Below are 273 nucleotides of genomic sequence, written 5' to 3' on the forward strand. Positions count from 1 at the left end.
GCCGATCCGGGCGCGGTCCGGCCGGGGAACGGTATGTGGCAGGTACTCGGCGGGCCGGGCGCCGGCAAGACCTCGCTGCTGGTCGATGTGGCGGCCGATCGGATCGCCGCGGGTGCCGATCCGGAGTCGGTGCTGTTGCTCGCGCACTCCAAGAACGCGGCCGCGGTGGTGCGCGACGCGATTACCGCGCGATTGTCGGCGCCGGCCGAGAGCAGCTCGGCGGGGGAGCAGAAGGCTTACGGCGCGGTCGTCACCGATCACGATGATTCACTC

At 71.4% G+C, this 273-nt stretch carries 1 protein-coding gene; it reads left to right on the forward strand.

The window, feature by feature from the left end; all coding sequences use genetic code 11:
• The coding region (locus tag GV790_RS30300; protein WP_163818216.1) for a UvrD-helicase domain-containing protein at window positions 1–273 on the forward strand (273 nt) is incomplete at both ends.

Source organism: Nocardia cyriacigeorgica, from assembly GCF_010858045.1.
GTDB lineage: Bacteria > Actinomycetota > Actinomycetes > Mycobacteriales > Mycobacteriaceae > Nocardia > Nocardia cyriacigeorgica_E.